This window comes from Tateyamaria sp. 7Alg 36, from assembly GCF_059882455.1.
Genome location: NZ_CM187613.1, coordinates 1,540,122 through 1,558,893, shown reverse-complemented (window position 1 = coordinate 1,558,893; position 18,772 = coordinate 1,540,122). Strand labels below are relative to the sequence as shown.

At 60.7% G+C, this 18,772-nt stretch carries 16 protein-coding genes and 1 tRNA gene; 5 read left to right on the top strand and 12 right to left on the bottom strand.

Annotated features, from left to right (window positions below; all coding sequences use genetic code 11):
- Positions 1–37: 37 nt before the first annotated feature.
- From yihA to ttcA, 5 genes are all read right to left on the bottom strand, one after another.
- Positions 38–688 carry a ribosome biogenesis GTP-binding protein YihA/YsxC gene (gene yihA / locus AC6GQJ_RS07540; RefSeq protein WP_500773338.1) on the bottom strand — a complete coding sequence of 217 codons (651 nt, stop codon included), beginning with the start codon at positions 686–688 and terminating at the stop codon, positions 38–40.
- Entirely contained in the window at positions 688–1,440 is a 753-nt protein-coding gene (locus AC6GQJ_RS07535) for an MOSC domain-containing protein (RefSeq protein WP_500773845.1), read from the bottom strand. Before AC6GQJ_RS07535 ends, yihA begins: the two co-directional genes overlap by 1 nt.
- A 2-nt stretch (positions 1,441–1,442) precedes the next feature.
- On the bottom strand, positions 1,443–3,296 hold the full coding sequence (gene yidC / locus AC6GQJ_RS07530; protein ID WP_500773336.1) for a membrane protein insertase YidC: 1,854 nt from the start codon (positions 3,294–3,296) through the stop codon (positions 1,443–1,445).
- A gap of 217 nt (positions 3,297–3,513) precedes the next feature.
- Complete coding sequence (locus AC6GQJ_RS07525; RefSeq protein WP_500773334.1) at positions 3,514–5,061, bottom strand: putative bifunctional diguanylate cyclase/phosphodiesterase; 1,548 nt, start codon at positions 5,059–5,061, stop codon at positions 3,514–3,516.
- A gap of 74 nt (positions 5,062–5,135) precedes the next feature.
- Positions 5,136–6,014, bottom strand: a complete 879-nt coding sequence (ttcA, locus tag AC6GQJ_RS07520; RefSeq protein WP_500773332.1) for a tRNA 2-thiocytidine(32) synthetase TtcA — start codon at positions 6,012–6,014, stop codon at positions 5,136–5,138.
- Between the two features lie 104 nt (positions 6,015–6,118).
- On the opposite strand from ttcA, the gene AC6GQJ_RS07515 reads away from it, so the two are divergent.
- A complete protein-coding gene (locus AC6GQJ_RS07515; RefSeq protein ID WP_500773330.1) occupies positions 6,119–6,643 on the top strand; it encodes a DUF3833 domain-containing protein in 525 nt (174 codons plus the stop codon).
- Here AC6GQJ_RS07515 and yidD read toward each other — a convergent pair whose 3' ends face one another.
- Genes yidD through rpmH form a run of 3 tightly spaced genes read right to left on the bottom strand, consistent with a single transcriptional unit; the run spans position 6,644 to position 7,428 of the window.
- Complete coding sequence (gene yidD / locus AC6GQJ_RS07510) at positions 6,644–6,877, bottom strand: membrane protein insertion efficiency factor YidD (RefSeq protein WP_500773328.1); 234 nt, start codon at positions 6,875–6,877, stop codon at positions 6,644–6,646. It abuts the gene before it with no gap.
- The gene (rnpA, locus tag AC6GQJ_RS07505) at positions 6,874–7,269 is read right to left on the bottom strand and encodes a ribonuclease P protein component (protein WP_500773326.1); all 396 of its coding nucleotides are present in this window, start codon (positions 7,267–7,269) and stop codon (positions 6,874–6,876) included. Before rnpA ends, yidD begins: the two co-directional genes overlap by 4 nt.
- A 24-nt stretch (positions 7,270–7,293) precedes the next feature.
- Complete coding sequence (gene rpmH / locus AC6GQJ_RS07500; RefSeq protein ID WP_048599009.1) at positions 7,294–7,428, bottom strand: 50S ribosomal protein L34; 135 nt, start codon at positions 7,426–7,428, stop codon at positions 7,294–7,296.
- 310 nt (positions 7,429–7,738) lie between these two features.
- Here rpmH and AC6GQJ_RS07495 point away from each other — a divergent pair, with 310 nt between their 5' ends.
- The 4 genes from AC6GQJ_RS07495 to AC6GQJ_RS07480 all read left to right on the top strand — a co-directional run bounded on the left by AC6GQJ_RS07495 (position 7,739) and on the right by AC6GQJ_RS07480 (position 11,429).
- Positions 7,739–8,470, top strand: a complete 732-nt coding sequence (locus AC6GQJ_RS07495) for a TVP38/TMEM64 family protein (RefSeq protein ID WP_500773323.1) — start codon at positions 7,739–7,741, stop codon at positions 8,468–8,470.
- Position 8,471: 1 nt separating this feature from the next.
- The gene (locus tag AC6GQJ_RS07490) at positions 8,472–9,890 is read left to right on the top strand and encodes a dihydrolipoyl dehydrogenase family protein (RefSeq protein WP_500773321.1); all 1,419 of its coding nucleotides are present in this window, start codon (positions 8,472–8,474) and stop codon (positions 9,888–9,890) included.
- A 12-nt stretch (positions 9,891–9,902) separates the two neighbouring features.
- The gene (locus tag AC6GQJ_RS07485; RefSeq protein WP_500773319.1) at positions 9,903–11,285 is read left to right on the top strand and encodes a sensor histidine kinase; all 1,383 of its coding nucleotides are present in this window, start codon (positions 9,903–9,905) and stop codon (positions 11,283–11,285) included.
- Between the two features lie 67 nt (positions 11,286–11,352).
- Positions 11,353–11,429 (top strand) — tRNA-Arg (locus AC6GQJ_RS07480).
- A 250-nt stretch (positions 11,430–11,679) separates the two neighbouring features.
- On the opposite strand, the gene AC6GQJ_RS07475 is transcribed toward AC6GQJ_RS07480, so the two are convergent.
- The 4 genes from AC6GQJ_RS07475 to glgA are packed head-to-tail and all read right to left on the bottom strand — an operon-like array spanning position 11,680 to position 18,772.
- The gene (locus AC6GQJ_RS07475) at positions 11,680–13,572 is read right to left on the bottom strand and encodes an amylosucrase (RefSeq protein WP_500773317.1); all 1,893 of its coding nucleotides are present in this window, start codon (positions 13,570–13,572) and stop codon (positions 11,680–11,682) included.
- Position 13,573: 1 nt separating this feature from the next.
- Positions 13,574–15,199, bottom strand: a complete 1,626-nt coding sequence (locus AC6GQJ_RS07470) for an alpha-D-glucose phosphate-specific phosphoglucomutase (RefSeq protein WP_500773315.1) — start codon at positions 15,197–15,199, stop codon at positions 13,574–13,576.
- A 16-nt stretch (positions 15,200–15,215) separates the two neighbouring features.
- Positions 15,216–17,345, bottom strand: a complete 2,130-nt coding sequence (gene glgX / locus AC6GQJ_RS07465) for a glycogen debranching protein GlgX (RefSeq protein WP_500773313.1) — start codon at positions 17,343–17,345, stop codon at positions 15,216–15,218.
- Entirely contained in the window at positions 17,342–18,772 is a 1,431-nt protein-coding gene (glgA, locus tag AC6GQJ_RS07460) for a glycogen synthase GlgA (protein ID WP_500773311.1), read from the bottom strand. Before glgA ends, glgX begins: the two co-directional genes overlap by 4 nt.

Below are 18,772 nucleotides of genomic sequence, written 5' to 3'. Positions count from 1 at the left end.
GCTAGCCTTTTGCAGCATCATAGCGAGGGGCCGGACGCTATTCCAGCGTCGCAATGATGGCACGCAAGGTGGCGATCCCATCGCCCTTTTCGCTTGAGCTCAGCACGATCTCGGGGAAGGCAGCGGGGTGTTTGGACAGCGCCTTGCGCGTCACATCCAGCACGCGTTCACGGTCGGCGGCCTTCACCTTGTCGGACTTGGTCAGCACGACCTGAAATGTCACCGCCGCACTGTCGAGCAGCGACATGATTTCCTCGTCGACCTTTTTGACGCCGTGACGCCCGTCGATCAGCACAAAGGCGCGGCGCAGGGTCTGGCGACCCGACAGGTACTGTTTGAGCAGCTTCTGCCATTTCTCGACCACAGGCAGCGGCGCGTTGGCATAGCCATAGCCGGGCAGGTCGACCAGATAGTGGTCTTCGCCTGCAGTGAAGTAGTTGATCTCTTGCGTCCGTCCCGGCGTGTTGGAAGCACGCGCCAGACCTTTGCGCCCTGTCAGCGCGTTGATCAACGTGGACTTGCCCACGTTCGAACGTCCGGCAAAGCACACCTCGAGCCGATCGGCAGGGGGCAGGCCCGACATAGCGACAACGCCTTTGACGAACTCGGTCTCGCCCGCGAACAACAGGCGGCCTTTTTCTTCGGTAAAAGCATCGGGGGCTTCGGCAATGGGGAAAGGCAACTGCATCACAACAACTCCGCCTTGGCACCCACATTCAGGGCGCCGGATTGAACAACCTCGGCGTAGACGCCGAAATCCTGATGGCCGAAATGGGTGTTCAGGGCATCAAGTGTTTGCGTGTCGCGCACGCCCGTTTCGGGATTGGTGTTGGTGACACTGCACCGCCGGATGCGTTCGCGCACGCGCAAAACCGCGTCGCCGATGCGGATATCACGGCCCAGCCATTCCATTTCTGCCCACGCAGGCACGTCGTCGAGGAAGATGTTCCCGCGCCAGCGTTCGATCCCGATAGGTTTGTCCAGCGTGGCGGCGACGGCGTCGTGGCTGGCCATATTCATGATCGACACCGACGCGATCTTGCTGTCGGTCAAGCCACGCTCGGGCGCGTTTACAATGCCGGTGGGCAAACCGCGTTCTTCGGGACACAGTGGCGTGACCCAGTCGAGGAAACGGCCCGCATCCGTGGCGTCATCGGGGCAAAAAGTAATCTCGCCCAGATCGGTGTGGCGCAGGGTGATGCGACGCGCGGCTTCGTCTAGCTTGGCCCAGATACCGACCAGACCGGGGGTGCGCGAGCCGATCATGAAGTTCCGGCAGGGCACCCATTCGGGCGCGGCGGGATCGAACTTGGACTTGTCGTGGATCACAGCCCACACACGGTCCCATGGCATTGTCTGCCCTTCGGTCAATGTGACCTGTTCGATCTGCTCGCGCCCGTGGCTTTTGATCGGATGACGATAGAGCGCGGCAACCCGCATGATCACTTGCCACCCTTTTTGCTTGGCGCTTTGGTGTCGTTCGCGGCCGCAGCCTTTTCACGCTTTTTGAAGCTGCCCTTGATGTTGCCCAGCAGGTCGGGTTTGTACCCTTGGCTGCGCATGATCAGGTATTGCTGCGTGAAGGTGATCGTGTTGTTCGCGATCCAGTAGACGACCAGCCCGCTGGCAAAACCGCCCAGCATGAACATGAAGACCCAAGGCATCCACGCAAAGATCATCTGCTGTGTCGGATCGGTGGGCGCTGGGTTCAGCTTTTGCTGCAGCCACATCGACACACCCAGCAGGATCGGCAGGATACCGATAAAGATCAGCGCCATGATCGAGTTCGGATCGGGCGCATCCAGCGGCAGCAGACCGAACAGGTTCAGGATGGTGGTCGGATCAGGCGCGCTCAGGTCTTGGAACGGACCAAAGAAGGGCGCGTGACGCAGTTCGATCGTGACAAAGATCACCTTGTAGAGAGAGAAGAAAATCGGGATCTGCAACAGGATCGGCAGACAGCCCGCGGCGGGGTTCACCTTTTCCTTTTTGTACAGCTCCATCATGCCTTGCTGGAGCTTTTGCTTGTCGTCGCCAGCGGCTTCTTTCAGCTTCTCCATGCGGGGCTGAAGCTCTTTCATCTTCGCCATCGACACGTAGGATTTATAGGCCAGCGGGAACAGTACGGCCTTGATGATCAGCGTGAGGCCGATGATGGACCAGCCCATGTTGCCAATCAGCTTGTTCAACTCGTGCAGCAGCCAGAAGATCGGCTTGGTCAGGAAGAAGAACCAGCCCCAGTCGATGCTGTCGATTAGGCCTGCAACACCTTGGCGTTCGTATTCCTGAATGGTTTCCCATTCCTTGGCCCCTGCGAACAGTTGCGATGTGACGGTGACCGTCTGGCCGGCCGCGATGTCCTGTGTGGGCAGGCGCGTAACAGCGCGGAACACATCGCTGCGCGGTGCATAGGTCAGTGCTTGGTCAAAGCTTGCCACGCCTGTGGGGATGAGGATCGACTGCCAGTAGTGGTCGGTAAAGCCGATCCAGCCTTCGCTGACGCCTTTTTCGACTATGGCGGGGCGGCCCCATTCGGCATCTACATCCGCGTCGGGAATATCGTCCCAATCGGTTTCGGCGAGTTCGCCGTCGGACATCGAAACCGCACCTTCGTGCAGGATAAAGAAGTTGCGGATGTCTTCGGGAATGCCGTGGCGCGTGATCATGCCGTAAGGCGCGGCGCGCACGGGTGTTTCGGAGGTGTTGGTGACCGACTGCGTGACGGTGAACATAAAGTCGTCATCGACACTGATGGTGCGGCGGAACACCTGTCCGGCACCGTTGTCCCATTCCAGCGTGACGGGCGAGGCGGCGCTGAGCGTGTCGCCTTCGACCTGTTGCCAGAGCGTGTTCGGCCCAGGCACCGCATCGGCGGCCAGCCCGCTGCCGGGGGCCCAGCCGTGCAAGGCGTAATAGGCACCGGCCGACCCGACAGGTGACAACATGGTCACGATATCGGCGTTCGGCTCAAGGCTTTCACGGTAATCCTTCAGGCGCAGGTCATCCAGACGACCACCCGCCAGCGAGATCGACCCGCTAAGCCGTGCCGTGTCGATGTCGATGCGGGGCGCATCAGCGGTTTCATCCGCTTGGGTGGCGGGCTGTGTCGCCAGCGCCGCATCCCCAGTCGCCGCCGGTGCGGGAACAGTGCCCGCGCCGCCATCTGCGGTCGAAGCCACTGGCGCCGTATCAAGCGGAACCTCTGGTTCTGTGGGGGGAAACAACACAAACCATACGAGGATCACGAGGAAACTGAGTGCTGTCGCAAGAATAAGGTTCTTGTTCTGATCGTCCATCTGGACTGCCACCTGCTGTCTGAAACTTTGGTCGGGTTCAACAGAGTGCAGGCCCAAAGGTCAAGCGGATTCGCCCTCTTTCCTGCGGTGTGGGCGGTGGTGTGAGTGTCCCGCTGCAGTGTGAACGGATAGTTTGCGACGATTTGCCGTGGGGTAGGGCGCGCTTGGCGGCGCTTCGGTCCAGCCGGGTCAAGCGCGATGCGGCGCGTGCATGCCGCTAGCTTGAGCGGCGGGACCGGATCGTCGGCGTCTTGTGCAACTTGGCCTCATGCGCGCGCACCCAGTCGAGGGTTTTTTCAAAGGGCATCGGACGGGCGATGCCGAACCCCTGAACATAGTCGCATCCCAGTTGCGCCAGCAGCGCGTGTTCGCCAGCGGTTTCGACCCCTTCGGCCAAGGTTTCGACGCCTAACCGCTCTGCCATGGTCAGGACCGCGCTGATCATGCGTTGCTGTTCGGGGTCGCGGTCGGCCTTGATTACAAAGGAACGGTCGATCTTGATCCGGCCCACGCCAAAGCGGCGGATCGACGAGATAGAGGCATGCCCCGTCCCGAAATCATCCAGATCAATGCGGCAGCCCAGTTCCGTCAGCGCGTTGATGTTCCGCGTGATCGTATCGTCGAGGGAATCTGTAACCACGGTTTCAAGGATCTCTACCGCAATCCTGTCAGGCGTCAGGTCGAAACGGTCCAGTTCCCAGCGGATCTTGTCCACCAGTTTGGGGTTGTTCAGTTCCGCACCGCTGAAGTTCACGCCGACATGGGGCACTTTAACTCCTGCGGCGTCCCATGCTTTCAGCGCGGTGAAGGTGTGGTACAGCATCACTTCGGCCAACCGTTCCAGCAGGCCGGATTCCTCGACCGCTGGCAGGAATTCGGACGGAGATACTGCCCCGCGTTCGGGGTGTATCCAGCGGGCAAGCGCTTCGAAACCCGTTACTTTTCCGGTATCGGTCGAAATTTGGGGCTGGAACCACGGCTGGATCATGCCGTTTTCCAGTGCGATCACGACCTCGTCCCGCAACTCGGCGCGGTTTTTCAGGCGCGCGTGCAATTCGATGGAATAGGCCCGTACCGAGGTGGGGCCGCGTTGTTGCGCCTCTTTCAATGCGGCGGCTGCGGCGTTGGCCCAGTCCTGCCCCGTGGTTCCGGGCGCGCGCGCCAGTTGGCAGAACCCGACACAGGCCGAAGAATAGACCGCAACCCCATCAATCGCGATCGGTTCTTCGATAGCTTGCTGAATGCGCCCGCTCAGCTGGATGCAGCTTTCCAGATCCAGATGTTTGACCGGCGACAGGCAGATGGCAAATCCCCTTTCTCCGGTGTGGGAAAGGGTATCGCCATCGCGGGTGACGGTTTGGATGCGCCGCGCAATGGTTTTCAGGATCAGATCAATGGCACCGGGTTCGAAGCGGCTGTTGAGCGCGGTGAAATCGTCCAGTTCCACCATCAACAGCGCACTGGTTGATCCGTTGGTACGGCAATCCGCGCGCACCGACTGCACCTTGTTCTGGAAGGCGTCCATAGACACAAGGCCCGACGTGGCCATGCGCGCCACACGGTTGTTCACCACCCGATCAAAGCCGCCCAACATGGCCCAAAGCATCGGTAGGCTCAGCGCGATGGCGATCAGGGCAACCTCACCCCCCAGCCAGAAGCCAGCAAGGCACAGCGCAGGTAGAAAGGCGAGCGTTTGCGGCCCCGCAAAGGCGGCTGCCACCCTGTCTCGAATTTCGGCCACAGAGCCTGGTCGCCTCACACGCATGTGTCATCCCCTCGGGTCATGCCCGCACAACACAGCGGACGCGCCCTTTGTAAGAGAGGTTCGTGAGCGGGCCTTTAACGCAGGTCGGGAATATCCCCCGATTTTTCATCAATTTCTTTGGGACGCAGGGAAAGCCCCTGAAAATCGAACAGTTTCGGATCCAGAAGATGCGAGGGCCGTGCATTCATCAGCGACCGGAACATGACCTGACGTCGACCGGGGCTGTTCGCCTCCCAACCGTCGAGAATCTGTTTGACCTGCTGGCGTTGCAGTCCGTCCTGACTGCCGCAGAGGTCGCAAGGAATAATGGGGTAATTCATGGCCTTGGCGAACTTTTCGCAGTCGACTTCGGCCACATGGGCAAGCGGGCGATAGACGAACAGATCGCCCTCTTCGTTCACCAGTTTCGGCGGCATCGTCGCAAGGCGTCCGCCGTGGAACAGGTTCATGAAAAACGTCTCAAGAATATCGTCGCGGTGATGGCCCAGCACCACGGCGCTGCACCCTTCCTCGCGTGCGATCCGGTACAGATTGCCGCGTCGCAGCCGCGAACACAGTGCGCAAAAGGTCCGCCCTTGCGGGACTTTATCAACGACAATGGAATAGGTGTCTTGGTATTCGATCCGGTGCGGCACGCCCATCTTTTCAAGAAAGGCGGGCAGGACCGTGGCGGGGAAATTGGGCTGTCCCTGATCCAGATTGCAGGCAAGGATGTCGACGGGCAGCAGGCCGCGCCATTGCAGTTCGTAAAGCACCGCCAGCAGTGTATAGCTGTCCTTGCCGCCCGACAGACAGACCAGCCATTTGGCACGCGGGCCATCCGCGTTAACCATGCCGTATTGCTCGATCGCCTCGCGAGTGTTGCGCACGATGCGTTTGCGCAGCTTTTTGAACTCTGTGCCAGAGGGCGCACCGGCAAAAAGCGGGTGGATGTCGTCACTGTCATCAAGCATGGTGCGGACCTTTTTCATGCGCGTTGGCGCTCTATACCACGCCGCGAGTGAACCAAAAGAGGGGCGCGGGCGTATCTTTTGCAACCAAGCAAGGGGTGCGGGTGATGTTGCGGCTGATTTTTGTTCTTGTGTTCACCATGCTGGCGGCCTGTACGGGCAAGCCCGCGCTCGACGATGCCAAGCTGTCTGGGCGGCAGTTGAACCTTGAGGAATTCTTTGACGGGCGGGTGCTGGCTTACGGCCAGTTTCAGGATGTGCTCGGCACGGTGCGCCGCCGGTTCGAAGTCGAGATTAACGGCACATGGGACGGTCAAACGCTGACCTTGGTTGAGGATTTCATATACGAGGACCAAAGCACCGAACAGCGCGTCTGGACCCTGCAAAAGACCGGTGCGGACACGTGGCGCGGCACTGCCCCCGGCGTGATTGGCGTGGCAACAGGGGAAGAGCGGGGCGATACGTTCAATTGGAAATACCAGATCGACCTGCCGGTGCCAGATGGCACCCTACGCGTTACCTTTGATGACTGGATGTGGCTGCTGGACGACAACCGCGTGCTGAACCGCGCCTATATGAAACGGGCGGGTGTCGATATTGGCGATGTAATCATCACCTTTGAAAAGCAGTGATCAGGGATCGTCGCGCTTTGGCACCGGATCATAGCCGTCACCGCCCCACGGGTGGCACCGCGCGATCCGCCGCGCCGCAAGCCATGACCCTTTGATCGCCCCGTGCTTTTCCAGCGCCTCCATAGCGTAGGCGCTACAGGTCGGCTGGTAGCGGCAGTTGAACCCAACCCAAGGGGAAAACACCAAGCGATAGGCGCGCACAGGCAGCGACACGACAAAGGCCAGCGGCGTCACGACGCCTGTTCCAGCGCGTCGCGCAGGTCTTGCAGCAAAAGGTCAAAGGGGCGGGATGCTGTCACTTCGGCGCGCCCGATCAGCACATAATCCATGCCTGCCTTGCCGTGATGGGGCAGTACAAGGCGTGCGATCTCGCGCAGGCGGCGCTTGGCGCGGTTGCGGGCGACTGCGTTGCCGACCTTTTTCGAACAGGTAAAGCCGACGCGAATCCCGTCGCCTTCGCCACGCGGGCGGTACTGCATCACAAAGGCAGGGGTCACCACACGACGCGCGCGTGCGGCGCGCAGGAAATCCGCGCGCTTTGTCAGCGTCTCGACGTGCAAAAGCCCCGCCAGTGGCGCACCTTGTCCGACGGAAATGTCGGGCGAAGTGGCCTCTGGCGGGGTCATTTTGTAAACCTTGATAGCGCGGACTTACGCGCTCAACGATTTCCGGCCACGGGCGCGGCGTGCGTTGAGGATCTTGCGACCCGCTTTCGTCGCCATGCGCGAGCGGAAACCGTGGCGCCGTTTGCGCACGAGGTTGGAAGGTTGGTATGTGCGTTTCATCGCTTTGGCTCCGGTCTATTGGCCTGTGACCCGCGGATTCGGGATGAGGCAGTATTCGAAGCCCGTCCTCTAAAGGGCGCATGGGGCCAAGTCAAACCCTTGGGCGCGAAAAATGACCGAGCCGTGCAAGTTTTAGGCGGGCCGGTGCAGGATATGTTTCAGCACCCGTTAAAAACAGCGCTTTTTCGACACATCCATTCAAGGCGCCGTGATCGCCCTGTTTTCGGGGAAGACCGCAGTACAGTTTGGCGTAACACAAAGGCCACGGCACGCGCTGCACCATCCGCGCGATATAACAAAGGAAAACGGCATGTCCGAGACACAAGTCAGCGAATCGCGTGGGATCATGCGCAAGCTGCCGATCCTGCTTATCTGTGCGGTGGCACTGGTCGGGGCATTTACACTGCGCGACTATCTGAATTTCCAGACACTGTCGGATAACCGCGAGGCGCTGTTGGCCTTTCGCGATGCAAACTATGTGCTAACCGCGCTGGGCTTTATGGGCATCTACGCGCTGATCGCGGGCTTTTCCCTGCCGGGTGCGACGATCATGACGCTGACGGGCGGATTTTTGTTCGCGACCTTTCCGGGTGCCTTGTTCAACATCATCGGAGCCACCTCCGGGGCCATCGCAATCTTCCTCGCGGCGCGCTGGGGCTTGGGCGAAAAACTGGCCGCAGGCATGGATGCAAGCGACGGTCTGGTCAAAAAGATCAAGGAAGGCATCGACGAAAACCAGTGGTCCATGCTGTTCCTGATCCGGCTGGTGCCCGCTGTCCCGTTTTTTGTCGCCAATCTGGTGCCGGCCCTCGTTGGTGTGCCTTTGCTGCGCTACGCGGTCTCGACTTTTCTCGGCATCATACCAGGTGCTGTGGTCTACACCTCGGTCGGGGCAGGGCTGGGGGATGTGTTTGACCGTGGGGACACGCCAAATTTGGGGATCATCTTTGAACCCGCGATTCTGTTGCCGATTCTGGGGCTGTGCGCGCTGGCTGCACTGCCCATCATTCTAAAGGCCGTGCGCGGCAAGAAGGGTCTTTGACATGAAACAGATCAAAACCGACATCCTGATCATCGGCGCTGGCTCGGGCGGGCTGTCCGTTGCGGCGGGCGCGGCGCAGATGGGGGCGGATGTGACCCTGCTGGAAGGGCACAAGATGGGCGGCGATTGCCTGAACTACGGCTGCGTGCCTTCGAAGGCGCTGATCGCTAGTGCCAAGGCGGCCCACGCACAGCGCCACAGCGCGGTCTATGGCATCGCCAACACCGAACCAAAGGTGGATTACGCCGCCGCCAAGGATCATGTGCAGGGCGTGATCGACCAGATTGCGCCGGTGGACAGTCAGGAAAGGTTCGAAGGCTTCGGCGTGCGTGTGATCCGCGAATACGGGCACTTCGTTGCCGAGAACAAAGTGCGGGCTGGCGATACCGAGATCACCGCCCGCCGCGTGGTCATTGCCACGGGGTCGAGCCCCCTTGTCCCGCCGATCGACGGGATCGATACGGTGCCCTACCTGACCAACGAAACCCTGTGGGAGTTGCGCGAACGCCCCGATCACCTGTTGATCATCGGCGGCGGTCCCATCGGGATGGAAATGGCGCAGGCGCATATCAGGCTCGGCTCAAAGGTCACGGTGATCGAAGGCGATAAGGCCATGGGCAAGGACGACCCCGAACTGGCGCAGATCGTGCTGGACAGCTTGCGCGACGAAGGGGTCGAAATTGCCGAAAACGCCCTCGCCGCCAAGATCGAAGGGGGCGAGGGCGCGGTCACGGTTCACACCAAGGACGGGCGCACGTTCAAAGGATCGCACCTGCTGGTCGCCGTGGGCCGCAAAAGCAATACCGACAAGCTGGCGCATGAGGCGGCGGGGATCGAAACGACCAAGACGGGGATCAAGGTGGATGCATCGCTGCGCACCACCAACCGGCGTGTCTACGCCATCGGGGACGTGGCGGGTGGGATGCAGTTCACCCATGTGGCGGGCTATCACGCGGGGGTCATCATCCGGTCCATGCTGTTCGCGCTTCCGTCCAAGGCCAAGACTGCGCATATCCCGTGGGCCACGTATACCGATCCCGAACTGGCGCAAGTCGGCCTGACTGAGGCGCAGGCGCGCGAGGAACATGGCGACAAGGTGGAAGTCGTGCGGTTCCACTATGACCACAATGACCGCGCCATTGCCGAACGCAAGACGAAGGGCTTTATCAAGGTCATGGTGGTCAAGGGGCGGCCTGTGGGCGCGTCCATCGTTGGCTATCAGGCGGGCGAGTTGATTAACCTTTGGGCGCTGGTGCTGGCCAACAAGATGAAGATGAGCAAGGTCGCCGCCATGGTCGCGCCGTACCCCACCATTGGCGAGGTTAACAAACGCGCCGCAGGTGCCTATTTCAGCCCGCGCCTGTTCGAAAGCAATCTGGTCAAGCGCGTGGTGGGCCTTGTGCAACGCCTGATTCCCTGACCACATAGCGCTATGTTGAATTCGCTCTCCGGTCGCTTCCTGATCCTGACGACGGTCTTTGTGATGCTGGCCGAAATCCTGATCTTTGTGCCGTCCATCGCGCGGTTCCGCGAGGATTATTTGCAGAACCGGCTTGAGCGGGCTCAGATCGCGTCGCTGGTCCTGTTGGCCGACGACATGATCGACAGCGCGCTTGAGGCGGAGTTGCTGGAAAATGCTGGCGTGTTCAACGTGGTGCTTCGGCGTGACGAAGTGCGCCAGCTTATGCTGTCCACACCGATGCCGCGTCCGATTGATGCGACATTCGATCTGCGTGACGGCACACCCATGGTGCTGATCCGCGATGCTATGCTGCGGCTGGCCGAACCGGAAAATCAGATGATCCGCGTGATCGGCGCGCCCGTGCGCGAGGCGGGGCTGCTGATCGAGATTACCATCGAATCGGCCCCGTTGCGCATGGCGATGATCGATTACGGCATCCGCATCCTCGTGCTGTCTGCCGTCATTTCGGTGTTCACAGCGTTTTTGCTGTTCATCGCGGTGCGCGCCATCATCGTGAAACCGATCCGCGGGGTTGTGGGGCATATGCAACGCTATGCCGCTGCGCCTGAGGATGCGCGTTCCATTATCACGCCTAACGCGGGTGTGACGGAACTGCGCGAAGCCGAAGAGGCCCTGAAGGCGATGCAGACCGAACTGATCGCCGCCCTGCGCCAGAAGGACCGGTTGGCGCAGCTTGGCTCTGCCGTGTCCAAGATCAGCCACGATTTGCGTAATATCCTTACCTCCGCGCAACTGTTCACCGACCGGATCGAAGGGTCCGAAGACCCGTTGGTGCGCCGCATGGCCCCGAAACTCGTCGGCTCCATCACCCGCGCGGTACATTTGTGCGAAAGTACGCTGGCCTTTGGTAAGGCCGAAGAGCCGAGCCCAACCCTGACGGTGCTGACACTGGATGAACTGGTTGCCGACGTGCTGGACAGTGAGCGGCTGGCTGTGGGCGACCATGACCTGTCGCTGAGCGAGGACATTCCCCCCCTGTTCACGCTGCGCGCTGATTCTGAACAACTGTTCCGCGTGATCTCCAATCTGGTGCGCAATGCGCGGCAGGCCATCGTTGCCAGCGGCAAACCCGGTGAAATCAACGTCTCGGCCTATGAGGACGAGGACAATTGGTGGATCGAAGTGGCCGACACGGGACCGGGATTGCCCAAGCGCGCGCAGGAACATCTGTTCACCCCGTTTCAGGGCGGCACCCGCAAGGGCGGCACGGGTTTGGGGCTGGCTATCGCCTCTGAACTGATCCGCGCCCACGGCGGCGCGCTGGAACTGGATCGCACGGGTGACAAGGGCACTGTTTTCTCGATCCGGCTGCCTAAGGGCGACGGTATTTGATTTTGTCGAACTTTTGCGCAAGAAGGCCCTTGCAAAGCCTGCGCTGCGAGATTAGACCGCCGCCAGTGGACCGATAGCTCAGCTGGATAGAGTACCTGACTACGAATCAGGGGGTCGGGGGTTCGAATCCTCCTCGGTCCGCCACTACCAAACATTGTTACGATTTCAGGCGGTTACCGCCTGTGGGACCTGTGCGCGCGAATCTGCGGATTTGGGCGGTTTTTGCCAAAATCCCCTCAAATAGCAGGTGCTACAGTCGCAGTTGATCCTGTTGCACGGGGATTGGCGACTCGAACGGCTTATCTCGATGATTTTACGATATTTTCTGCGGCAGTCTGGATAGGGCCGCACGGGCAATGACCCGAGCGCCGCAATGCCACTTCAGGTGCTACATTCAGGCCAGCCAGAGCATTTGATAGGGTGCTACCGTCAGTGTGTTGCCAGAGGCATCTACGGGCTGCTCTGACAGGATATCGCGCATGGAGGCGATGCCTTCCAACTCCAACGCGGCGCGTGTTACGGTCCGTTCGTCAGGCGTGAAATTGGCGAGGCAGGTCACCGTGCCAGCATCCCCGAGTCGTTTGAACGCGAATAGGCCCGTGGCAGGGACATCCAGAACCCGCGTCGGGGCGTAAGAGGCAAGCTGCGGGCTGGCCTTGCGGCGCTGCATGATGTGGCGGACGCGCTGGAACAGGCGGGCCGAGGGTGTTTCACCCTCCACCGTGCCTGCAAGCGTCCAATCCATCAGGGGCCGCTGCATCCAGCGCCCGTCATCGGCCTGCGCGGGGTCGTTTAGATAGGAATGGTCATTCACCAGCCCCAGCTCGTCCCCCATATAAATCAACGGGATTCCGCCAAAGGAGGCCATCAGCGCAAATCCAAGCGCGATCCGGCCCAGCGCCATATCTACCGCTTTTGCATCGCCGCTTTCCAACGCGGTTTCTAGGCCCGTCAGGCTGGCAAAACTGCCATTGGTACGCCGGTCGCCGGTTTCGGGGTTGGATTGGAAGTCGGCACCACGGGCAAAGCTGCCCTCAAACGAGCCATTGTAGAAATCGGCCAGATAGTTGCGGTGCGCGGGCGCGTCCATGTCGGGGATCTGGCTCACATCGTCTTCGGTGATGGCCCAGCCGATATCGTCATGGCAGCGGATATAGGTGGCAAAACACGCCCGCCGCATTGATTCGGGGAAATGGTGTTGCAGCACATAGGTCATCAGCCGCGTGTCCTGCGAGGCAAGCGCGGACCAGTACTGCACCATCAGGCTGTTGTGATAGGCCAGCTGGCTTTCGCGGCCCGCATGGGTGCCAGTGCCAAGGTAGGGGACCAGATCGGCGGGGGCGACGATGGCCTCGGCCTTGTGGATCACCGCAGGGGCCGCGACGCGCGTTGCTTGGGTGATCAGTTGCAGCAGATCGTGCACCGCAGGCAGGTTCTGGCAGTTCGTGCCCATTTCCTTGGCCATAAAGGCAACGGCATCAAGGCGGAACACCTCGACCCCCTTGTTGGCGAGGAACATGATCGTGTCCAGCACGGCCAGCAGAACCTCGGGGTTTTCCCAGTTCAGATCCCACTGGTATTCGTTGAACGTAGTCCAGACCCATTTGCCCATATCGGGGTAGTAGGTAAAGTTTCCGGGGGCCTGATCCGGGAACACTTCGGTCAGGGTGCGTTCGTATTGCTTGGGCAGCGTGTCGTCGTCGAACATGCGATAGAACGCCTGATAGAACGGATCGCCCGCGCGCGCCTTTTGCGCCCATTCGTGATCTTTGGCCGTGTGGTTCAGCACCATGTCGATACAGGTGCTCATCCCCGCAGCACGCAGCATCAGGGTCGTGTTCTGGAACTCGGCCATGGTGCCGAGGGCGGGATTGATTTCGCGATAGTTCTGCACCGCATATCCGCCGTCGTTCGCCCCGTCGCGCGGTTTGAGGCAGGGCATCATGTGTACATAGGTGACGCCCAGTTCCTGCAAATAGGGGATATGCGCCGGCACATTGGCCAGCCGTCCGGCAAATTTGTCGATGTAGAAGATATAGCCGACCATATCCTCGGACAGGAACCAGTCTGGGTTCAGGTCGCGTTCCAGATCAAGACGGCGCAGCGAGGCGTCGCGCTTTTTCCAGTGCTGTAGCAGCAACTGGCGCATGCGCTCGGCAAGGTCTTCGGGGTCGTGATGCGCCCCGAACAGACGGGTCAGGGGGCCGATCAGATCCTTGAAACCGCGCTGCCAGCGCAGGTCGAACAATTGTTGGTTCGTGATGCCGGGGCGCTTCTGGACGGCCATGTCAGGTGATCACATCAGGTTGGGTGCGGCCCGTGTGCTGTTCAATCCCGATGATGGTTTCGGCAGCGGCGATGACATCGGCCAGGGCCTCTTGCGGATCAAGGTCCAGTTTGGTGGCTTCGACTTTTTCAAGGTAGAGGCGCAAGGTCGCCCCGCTGGTCCCCGTGCCGGACAGGCGCACCACGAAACGCGCGCCCCCTTCGAACACGACGCGCACGCCTTGATGTTCAGAACGACTGCCATCCACCGGATCGAGATAGGCATAATCGTCCGCCTGTTTGACGGTCAGAGGGCCGAATTGCTGTCCAGCGAGGCTGCTCAGGGCGCCGCGCAATTCGGCCATCAGTGCGTCGGCCTTTTCGGTCTCGATCGCCTCGAAATCGTGGCGGGAATAGTAGTTGCGCCCGAAGCGGCCCCAGTGATCGGCCATGATCTGCGGCACGGATTTGCCCGTTGCCGCCATGATGTTCAGCCACATCAGAACGGCCCACACGCCGTCCTTTTCGCGCACGTGGTCCGATCCGGTGCCAAAGCTTTCTTCGCCACACAGCGACACGCGCCCGTCATCCATCAGGTTGCCGAAAAATTTCCAGCCGGTGGGGGTTTCATAGCAATCAATGCCCAGATCCTCGGCCACGCGGTCCACAGCGGCAGAGGTCGGCATTGACCGAGCAACGCCTTTCAGTCCCTCGGAATAGCCCGGTGCCAGATGCGCGTTGGCAGCGATCACGGCCAGACTGTCCGATGGGCTGACATAGCAGTTGGGGCCGACAATCATGTTGCGGTCGCCATCCCCGTCCGAGGCGCAGCCGAAATCGGGGGCGGCGTCGCCCATCATCTCGTCCATCAACTCATGCGCCCATGTGGGGTTCGGGTCGGGATGCATGCCGCCGAAGTCGGGTAGGGGGGTACCATGGGCCACGGTGCCCTCGGGCGCGCCAAGCGCGTCTTGCAGGATCGCGCGCGCATAGGGGCCGGTTATCGCACACATCGCATCAAAGCGCAGGCGCAAGCCGCCCTTGATCATCTTGGCGATGGCGGGGAAATCGAACAGGCCTTGCATCAGGTCGACATAGGCGGCGACCGGATCAACGATGTTCACCTGCATCTCGCCCAAAGTGGTGACGCCGATGGCCGACAGATCCACTGGATCGCTTTCCCAGATATGATAGGCGTCTACCGTCTTGGTGCGTTCGAAAATGGCATTTGTCACACCTTCGGGCGCAGGGCCGCCATTGGGCATGTTGAACTTGATGCCGAAGTCCTCGTCAATGCCGCCGGGATTGTGGCTGGCCGACAGGATCACGCCGCCATCGGTTTGCTGGCTGCGGATCAAGTGCGATGCGGCTGGCGTTGACAGCAATGCGTTCTGCCCGACAATGGCGCGCGCGGCACCGTTGGCGGCGGCCATGGCCAGAATGGTCTGGGTCGCGGTGTCGTTGTGGAACCGTCCGTCGCCGCCGATCACCAGCGTCTTGCCTTCGACCCCGCCGATCCCGTCGAACATCGATTGCACGAAATTCTCGAGATAGTGTTCCCCCATGAAGATGCGCGTCTTTTTACGCAAACCTGACGTGCCGGGCTTTTGCCCCTCAATCGGGGCGGTGGCGATCGTCGTTTTGGTCATGAGAGGGGGATCCTTTTTAGGTAATGGCGGTCAGGGTAAATACGGCAATGGAACTGGCGTGGACCGACGCGGCCTCGGACACGACGCAGATTGGCCCGTCTTCGGGGCGGGCGGTGTCAAGGATACGTTCCCATGTCTTGCCCGCAACGCAAGGCGGCAGCACAAAATCGGTATCACCGCCATTGTTGAACACAAGGAAGATGACATCGTCCGACGCCGCATAGGCAGGCGTGGTGGACGAGGTGCGCAGTTCCACGCCGATGGTTTTGTTCTTGGGGTCTTCCCACTGTTCGCGGGTCGGGGCACTGCCATCGGGCAGCCGCCAGAATACGTCCGGCTTTCCATCCTTAGAACGCGGGCGCGAATGCAGGAACCGCGTCTGGCGCAGCACCTTGTTGTCTCGGCGCAGTTGGGACAGCCTGCGCACAAAGTCGAGCAACTCTTCGTCGGCATCCGCCCAGTTGACCCACCCCAGCGGGTTGTCCTGACTGAACGTGTTGTTGTTGCCGTTCTGCGTGTTGCCGATCTCGTCACCGGCCAGCAGCATAGGCGTGCCTTGCGACAGGAAACCGGTGGCCAGCAGGTTGCGTTGGCGTTGGGCGCGGGCGGCGTTGATGTCCGCATCGTCGGTCGGCCCTTCGACGCCCATATTGTTGGAATAGTTGTCGTTCTTGCCGTCGCGGTTGTTCTCGCCGTTGGCGTGGTTGTTCTTTTCGTTATAGCTGACCACGTCGCGCAGCGTCATGCCGTCATGGCAGGTGATGAAGTTGATCGAAGACGTCGCCGCACGGCCCGAATGGTCGAACGTGTCAGCACTGCCGGTCAGACAGCGCCCTAGCTTGCCTGTCAGCCCGTCATCGCCGCGCCAGAACTTGCGGATGCCGTCGCGGTACTTGTCGTTATATTCCATGAACGGATGCGGCCAGTTGCCGAGTTGATAGCCGCCAGGTCCAAGGTCCCAGGGCTCTGCAATCAGCTTGACCTTGTTGAGCACCGGATCCTGTCCCAACGCATCGAGGAACCCGCCGTTGCGGTTAAACCCGTCCGTTTCGCGGCCCAGCACTGTGGCCAGATCAAAGCGGAAGCCGTCCACATGCATTACCTCGACCCAGTAGCGCAGGGAATCCATGATCATGCGCAGCACCATAGGGTGGCGCACATTCAGCGTGTTGCCCGTACCAGTGTCGTTCACGTAATAACGTTCGTCTTCGAGCAGGCGGTAATAGGATTTGTTGTCCAGACCGCGGAAGGACAGGGTGGGGCCAAGGTGGTTGCCCTCGCCCGAGTGGTTGTAGACGACGTCGAGGATGACTTCGATGCCTGCGGCATGGAAGCGGCGCACCATGGCCTGAAATTCCCAGATGCCGGCCTGATCCATATAACGCGGTTCAGGGGCGAAAAAGCCGATGGACTGATAGCCCCAATAGTTGCGCAGATTTGCGTCGACGAGGAACTTGTCGTCCAAAAAAGCGTGCACCGGCAGTAATTGCACCGAGGTAACGCCCAGTTTTACGAGGTGGTCCAGCACCGGTTCGCTCGACATGCCCAAGAAGTGTCCGCGTTGTGCGCGCCGCAAGCCGGGGAACTCGGCTGTCATGCCCTTGATATGGGCCTCATAGATCAGCGTCTCGGACGGGCTGATTTCGGGCGGCGCGTCCTTGCCCCATTCAAAGGACGGATCGACAACCACGGACCGCGGCACATAGGACGCGCTGTCGCGACGGTCAAAGGTCAGGTCCGCACCCTTGGCCCCGATCGTGTAGCCCATGACCGCGTCGTTCCATGTGACATCGCCAATGATGCGCTTGGCATAGGGGTCCAATAGCAGCTTGTTGGGGTTGAAGCGGTGGCCGTTTTCAGGGTCATAGGGGCCGTGCACGCGGTAGCCGTAACAGGTACCGGGGGTAAGGCCCGCAATATGGATGTGCCAGACATCGCCGTCACGTTCCATCAACGGAATGCGCGCGATCTCGATCCAGCCATCATGGTCAAAAATGCACAGTTCGACCCGTTCCGCATGTTCAGAGAACACGGCAAAGTTCACGCCCTCGCCATCAAAGGTCGCGCCAATGGGTGACGGACGCCCCGCAGACAGGGAATGGTTTTTCAGAACGCGGGGCAGGTTATGCTGTGCAGAGACGTTCAAGCAGTAAGCCTTTCATAGAGCGCGGCATATGCCGCCGACGAGGCCCCCCACCCCAAAGATTGCTTCATCCCCCGTTTTTGCAAGCGGGTCCAGTCCGATCTGTCCTTAAAAAGTGTCGTGACGTTGCGCAAACAATGGCCAAAGGCGAGCGCGTCAATCGGGTGGAACTGGAAGCCCGTCGACACATTAGAAGCCTGCGCCATCTGGTTGGCGTGGATCACGCTGTCGGCCAGACCGCCTGTCGCGGCCACGACCGGAACGGTGCCATAGCGCAACCCGTAAAGCTGGGTCAGTCCGCAAGGTTCAAAGCGTGACGGGACCAGAACCACATCACCGCCACCGAACATGCGGTGCGATAGCGCCTCGTCATAACCGATGCGCAGACCGACCCGCGCCGGATAGTTGCGCGCCAGCAGCCGCATCTGGTCCTCAATCGCTGGATCGCCGCTGCCCAGAATGGCCAGTCCGCCGCCCGCTGCGATGAAATCGCCCGCTGTCTGTGCGATCAGGTCCATGCCCTTTTGCGAGGTCAGGCGGCTGACCACGATGGCCAGTGGTCCGTCGATCTTGGACAGGCCGAATTCGGCCATCAGCGCCTTGCGGTTCTTTGCCTTTCCCGCCAGCGATTTGGCGGAGTAGGGCGTTATCTCGGGGTCGGTTTCGGGGTTCCACACATCCATGTCGATCCCGTTGAGGATACCGCTGAGGTCTTTGGCGCGATGCGCGATCAATCCTTCCAGCCCCATGCCGAACTCGGGTCGCATCAGCTCGGCTGCGTAGGTGGGGCTGACTGTGGTGATGGCGTCCGCATCAACCAGACCTGCCTTTAGGGTGCTAATCTGTCCCCAGTATTCCAGACCGTCCGAGGTAAAGGACGAGATCGGTAAACCCAACGCTCCCAGCATCGCGGCGGGGGCAAGACCCTGAAACGCGATGTTGTGCACCGTCATCACCGTGGCCACGTCATGCGGTCCACCGAGCTTGAGATAGGTAGGCGCAAGCCCCGCCTGCCAGTCATGGGCGTGCAGCACCTGTGGCCGCCAGCCGTCCGTCAGCCCGTGACGCGCAACCTCTGCCGCCGCATAGGACAGCGCGGCAAAGCGCATGGGGTTGTCGGGAAAATCCGTGGGGTCGCCATAGGGGCCGCCCTTGCGGTCATAAAGATGTGGTGCATCCAGCAACAGCACCTCGATCCCCGCAGCCTTGCCCGCCAGAATGCGCGCAGGCCCCCCCATCAGATCGTCGAAAGTATAGACGGTTTGTTTCGCACCCGCCTTTTCGATCAGTCCGGGATAGGCGGGCAGAAGCGTGCGCATCTGCCAACCTGCCGTTGCCAACCCTGCGGGCAACGCGCCAGCCACATCCGCCAGCCCCCCTGTTTTGATCAGGGGGACGCATTCGGATGTGACGGACAGAACAGCACGCAT

Bases quoted from the DNA above. Each gene is read 5' to 3' on its own strand.
- AC6GQJ_RS07490 (WP_500773321.1), top strand. From the start codon at position 8,472: ATGAAACAGATCAAAACCGACATCCTGATCATCGGCGCTGGCTCGGGC.
- AC6GQJ_RS07525 (WP_500773334.1), bottom strand. From the start codon at position 5,061: ATGCGTGTGAGGCGACCAGGCTCTGTGGCCGAAATTCGAGACAGGGTG.
- AC6GQJ_RS07515 (WP_500773330.1), top strand. From the start codon at position 6,119: ATGTTGCGGCTGATTTTTGTTCTTGTGTTCACCATGCTGGCGGCCTGT.
- rnpA (WP_500773326.1), bottom strand. From the start codon at position 7,269: ATGACCCCGCCAGAGGCCACTTCGCCCGACATTTCCGTCGGACAAGGT.
- yidC (WP_500773336.1), bottom strand. From the start codon at position 3,296: ATGGACGATCAGAACAAGAACCTTATTCTTGCGACAGCACTCAGTTTC.
- ttcA (WP_500773332.1), bottom strand. From the start codon at position 6,014: ATGCTTGATGACAGTGACGACATCCACCCGCTTTTTGCCGGTGCGCCC.
- AC6GQJ_RS07535 (WP_500773845.1), bottom strand. From the start codon at position 1,440: ATGCGGGTTGCCGCGCTCTATCGTCATCCGATCAAAAGCCACGGGCGC.
- yihA (WP_500773338.1), bottom strand. From the start codon at position 688: ATGCAGTTGCCTTTCCCCATTGCCGAAGCCCCCGATGCTTTTACCGAA.
- AC6GQJ_RS07495 (WP_500773323.1), top strand. From the start codon at position 7,739: ATGTCCGAGACACAAGTCAGCGAATCGCGTGGGATCATGCGCAAGCTG.
- rpmH (WP_048599009.1), bottom strand. From the start codon at position 7,428: ATGAAACGCACATACCAACCTTCCAACCTCGTGCGCAAACGGCGCCAC.
- AC6GQJ_RS07475 (WP_500773317.1), bottom strand. From the start codon at position 13,572: ATGGCCGTCCAGAAGCGCCCCGGCATCACGAACCAACAATTGTTCGAC.
- AC6GQJ_RS07470 (WP_500773315.1), bottom strand. From the start codon at position 15,199: ATGACCAAAACGACGATCGCCACCGCCCCGATTGAGGGGCAAAAGCCC.
- AC6GQJ_RS07485 (WP_500773319.1), top strand. From the start codon at position 9,903: ATGTTGAATTCGCTCTCCGGTCGCTTCCTGATCCTGACGACGGTCTTT.
- glgA (WP_500773311.1), bottom strand. From the start codon at position 18,772: ATGCGTGCTGTTCTGTCCGTCACATCCGAATGCGTCCCCCTGATCAAA.